At 58.6% G+C, this 3,816-nt stretch carries 5 protein-coding genes and 1 pseudogene; 2 read left to right on the top strand and 4 right to left on the bottom strand.

Going from position 1 to position 3,816, the window contains the following annotated elements; all coding sequences use genetic code 11:
• Positions 1-375: 375 nt before the first annotated feature.
• From PR675_RS20290 to tet(C), 4 genes and pseudogenes are all read right to left on the bottom strand, one after another.
• Positions 376-645 (bottom strand): annotated as a pseudogene (locus PR675_RS20290) (site-specific recombinase); the annotation flags it as partial.
• A gap of 11 nt (positions 646-656) precedes the next feature.
• Entirely contained in the window at positions 657-848 is a 192-nt protein-coding gene (locus tag PR675_RS20285; protein ID WP_009873362.1) for a hypothetical protein, read from the bottom strand.
• 4 nt (positions 849-852) lie between these two features.
• Entirely contained in the window at positions 853-1,191 is a 339-nt protein-coding gene (locus PR675_RS20280) for a hypothetical protein (RefSeq protein ID WP_002310911.1), read from the bottom strand.
• Entirely contained in the window at positions 1,095-2,285 is a 1,191-nt protein-coding gene (tet(C), locus tag PR675_RS20275; protein ID WP_053409934.1) for a tetracycline efflux MFS transporter Tet(C), read from the bottom strand. The genes PR675_RS20280 and tet(C) overlap by 97 nt, the downstream gene beginning before the upstream one ends.
• Before the next feature lie 92 nt (positions 2,286-2,377).
• Here tet(C) and tetR(C) point away from each other — a divergent pair, with 92 nt between their 5' ends.
• Positions 2,378-3,037 (top strand): tetracycline resistance transcriptional repressor TetR(C), encoded by a 660-nt coding sequence (gene tetR(C) / locus PR675_RS20270; protein ID WP_001038045.1) that lies wholly within the window; start codon positions 2,378-2,380, stop codon positions 3,035-3,037.
• Complete coding sequence (locus PR675_RS21075) at positions 3,024-3,338, top strand: helix-turn-helix domain-containing protein (protein WP_061342203.1); 315 nt, start codon at positions 3,024-3,026, stop codon at positions 3,336-3,338. Before tetR(C) ends, PR675_RS21075 begins: the two co-directional genes overlap by 14 nt.
• The last annotated feature ends 478 nt before the right edge of the window (positions 3,339-3,816 follow it).

Below are 3,816 nucleotides of genomic sequence, written 5' to 3'. Positions count from 1 at the left end.
GAAATGTAAGGCCTTTGAATAAGACAAAAGGCTGCCTCATCGCTAACTTTGCAACAGTGCCCCTGCGTGCGCTGCTGCCATGTCCACTACCTGACGCCGGTGATGGTGATGGCCTCGCCGGAGCGGGAATTTCTTAACCTCGACGAATTTAGACGATCGGCGGGCGAGGGGATGTCGTGGCAAGGTCCGCCTTGCGCTGCTCCGCAAGGGCGACACCAGCGGGTTCGTCGGCGGCCACGCCTAGCGCGACCGCAACCAAGCGTCGAAAAAGTATACGCTCGTCACCCGCCGTCTCCTGTGCTGAGAGTCTCAGGCCGATCGGCCGGCAGGGCTCAATGTCAGCAAACGCGTGATGAGCGGTGGCCTTCAACAGTGATAAGGCGGCACCAGAGAAAAATCACTCAGGGTCAATGCCAGCGCTTCGTTAATACAGATGTAGGTGTTCCACAGGGTAGCCAGCAGCATCCTGCGATGCAGATCCGGAACATAATGGTGCAGGGCGCTGACTTCCGGTGCCAGCAGATATTTTGGCAGTTTGCCTTGGATCAGAGCCATCTGACGCAGGGCTAGTGCAGCCGGATAGTCAATAGCTACCGGCAGCGGTGCGGACTGTTGTAACTCAGAATAAGAAATGAGGCCGCTCATGGCGTTGACTCTCAGTCATAGTATCGTGGTATCACCGGTTGGTTCCACTCTCTGTTGCGGGCAACTTCAGCAGCACGTAGGGGACTTCCGCGTTTCCAGACTTTACGAAACACGGAAACCGAAGACCATTCATGTTGTTGCTCAGGTCGCAGACGTTTTGCAGCAGCAGTCGCTTCACGTTCGCTCGCGTATCGGTGATTCATTCTGCTAACCAGTAAGGCAACCCCGCCAGCCTAGCCGGGTCCTCAACGACAGGAGCACGATCATGCGCACCCGTGGCCAGGACCCAACGCTGCCCGAGATGCGCCGCGTGCGGCTGCTGGAGATGGCGGACGCGATGGATATGTTCTGCCAAGGGTTGGTTTGCGCATTCACAGTTCTCCGCAAGAATTGATTGGCTCCAATTCTTGGAGTGGTGAATCCGTTAGCGAGGTGCCGCCGGCTTCCATTCAGGTCGAGGTGGCCCGGCTCCATGCACCGCGACGCAACGCGGGGAGGCAGACAAGGTATAGGGCGGCGCCTACAATCCATGCCAACCCGTTCCATGTGCTCGCCGAGGCGGCATAAATCGCCGTGAAGATCAGCGGTCCAATGATCGAAGTTAGGCTGGTAAGAGCCGCGAGCGATCCTTGAAGCTGTCCCTGATGGTCGTCATCTACCTGCCTGGACAGCATGGCCTGCAACGCGGGCATCCCGATGCCGCCGGAAGCGAGAAGAATCATAATGGGGAAGGCCATCCAGTCTCGCGTCGCGAACGCCAGCAAGACGTAGCCCAGCGCGTCGGCCGCCATGCCGGCGATAATGGCCTGCTTCTCGCCGAAACGTTTGGTGGCGGGACCAGTGACGAAGGCTTGAGCGAGGGCGTGCAAGATTCCGAATACCGCAAGCGACAGGCCGATCATCGTCGCGCTCCAGCGAAAGCGGTCCTCGCCGAAAATGACCCAGAGCGCTGCCGGCACCTGTCCTACGAGTTGCATGATAAAGAAGACAGTCATAAGTGCGGCGACGATAGTCATGCCCCGCGCCCACCGGAAGGAGCTGACTGGGTTGAAGGCTCTCAAGGGCATCGGTCGACGCTCTCCCTTATGCGACTCCTGCATTAGGAAGCAGCCCAGTAGTAGGTTGAGGCCGTTGAGCACCGCCGCCGCAAGGAATGGTGCATGCAAGGAGATGGCGCCCAACAGTCCCCCGGCCACGGGGCCTGCCACCATACCCACGCCGAAACAAGCGCTCATGAGACCGAAGTGGCGAGCCCGATCTTCCCCATCGGTGATGTCGGCGATATAGGCGCCAGCAACCGCACCTGTGGCGCCGGTGATGCCGGCCACGATGCGTCCGGCGTAGAGGATCCACAGGACGGGTGTGGTCGCCATGATCGCGTAGTCGATAGTGGCTCCAAGTAGCGAAGCGAGCAGGACTGGGCGGCGGCCAAAGCGGTCGGACAGTGCTCCGAGAACGGGTGCGCATAGAAATTGCATCAACGCATATAGCGCTAGCAGCACGCCATAGTGACTGGCGATGCTGTCGGAATGGACGATATCCCGCAAGAGGCCCGGCAGTACCGGCATAACCAAGCCTATGCCTACAGCATCCAGGGTGACGGTGCCGAGGATGACGATGAGCGCATTGTTAGATTTCATACACGGTGCCTGACTGCGTTAGCAATTTAACTGTGATAAACTACCGCATTAAAGCTTATCGATGATAAGCTGTCAAACATGAGAATTCGCGAATGAACAAGCTCCAACGCGAGGCCGTGATCCGAACCGCGCTCGAACTGCTTAACGACGTGGGCATGGAAGGTCTAACGACGCGCCGACTGGCTGAGCGCCTCGGGGTGCAACAGCCAGCGCTCTACTGGCATTTCAAGAACAAGCGTGCGTTGCTCGACGCACTTGCCGAAGCCATGCTGACGATAAATCACACGCATTCGACGCCAAGGGATGACGACGACTGGCGTTCGTTCCTGAAGGGCAATGCATGCAGTTTTCGACGGGCGTTGCTCGCTTATCGCGATGGCGCGCGTATTCATGCCGGGACGCGGCCAGCCGCGCCGCAGATGGAAAAAGCCGACGCGCAGCTTCGCTTCCTTTGCGATGCTGGCTTTTCGGCAGGTGACGCGACCTATGCGTTGATGGCAATCAGCTACTTCACCGTCGGCGCTGTTCTTGAGCAGCAAGCTAGCGAGGCAGACGCCGAGGAGCGGGGCGAAGATCAGTTGACCACCTCAGCGTCTACGATGCCGGCGCGCCTACAGAGCGCGATGAAAATCGTCTACGAAGGCGGTCCGGACGCGGCATTCGAGCGAGGCCTGGCTCTCATCATCGGCGGTCTTGAAAAAATGAGGCTCACTACGAACGACATTGAGGTGCTGAAGAATGTTGACGAATGACAGGGGGCGGCAGGTGCGGAGGGCGCGGTTGCTTCGTCATATGAAGCAAAGTCACCTAGCTGAATTAATGGGTGTGGATCAGGCAACCGTGTCGCGCTGGGAGCGGGGCACCCTTGCATTGTCGGATGGGAGGTGGTCAGCGGTTCTTCAATTGCTTACCGGGCCTTCCGATTCATCGTACGACGCTGCGCTGAAGCGTCTGGTGCAATCCTCCGCCCACAAAGTCCATCTGGTAGCGACCGGACACATTGTTTGCTCGCGGCATCTCCGGCCAGGCAAAGGGAATTGCGGATTGACCTAGCCGAACTCCTTGGTAAATCGCTGCGTGTTTATGCGTCCCCGAGATAGTTGCGGCCGACTCTGCGCTTAATGGGCTCGGTTGGCATGAGGGGCGGCTGGGGTCACTCGAGGTGGATACCGGCCCGAACTGGAGCGAGGAACTTCCATACTGCCAAGGCGAATGCTGTGGGAGCGCATCATGCTCGCTGATGGTAGCCCGGCACTACTTGTTACCACCACAGCTTAATGCGAAGGGTGCTCCTGTTCTTGTGCATATTTTATGCGCTGCTGATTGTGCATCGAACTGATAACCTCAACGGGTCTGCTTTGTAGTTCACCACACCCCTGACGCGCGCGTGCCGGATAAGCAGAACTATGGTGCCGATGGATGTCAGGAACACTCGGCCTGGTTCGTAACTAGGTCGTCCTGCGCGATCCTGCGGCTAGGGCCGGAATCGTGCTCGCCAGTCAGGCGCTGATGAAGCCTATGGGCACTGTTG

The organism is Providencia sp. PROV261 (genome assembly GCF_028477945.1).
In the GTDB taxonomy this organism is placed as follows: Bacteria; Pseudomonadota; Gammaproteobacteria; order Enterobacterales; family Enterobacteriaceae; genus Providencia; species Providencia stuartii.
This window is presented reverse-complemented; position numbering and strand designations above follow the sequence as displayed.

Coding starts and splice junctions, on each gene's coding strand:
- PR675_RS20285 (WP_009873362.1), bottom strand. CDS start 848: ATGAATCACCGATACGCGAGCGAACGTGAAGCGACTGCTGCTGCAAAA.
- PR675_RS20280 (WP_002310911.1), bottom strand. CDS start 1,191: ATGGAACGGGTTGGCATGGATTGTAGGCGCCGCCCTATACCTTGTCTG.
- PR675_RS21075 (WP_061342203.1), top strand. CDS start 3,024: ATGTTGACGAATGACAGGGGGCGGCAGGTGCGGAGGGCGCGGTTGCTT.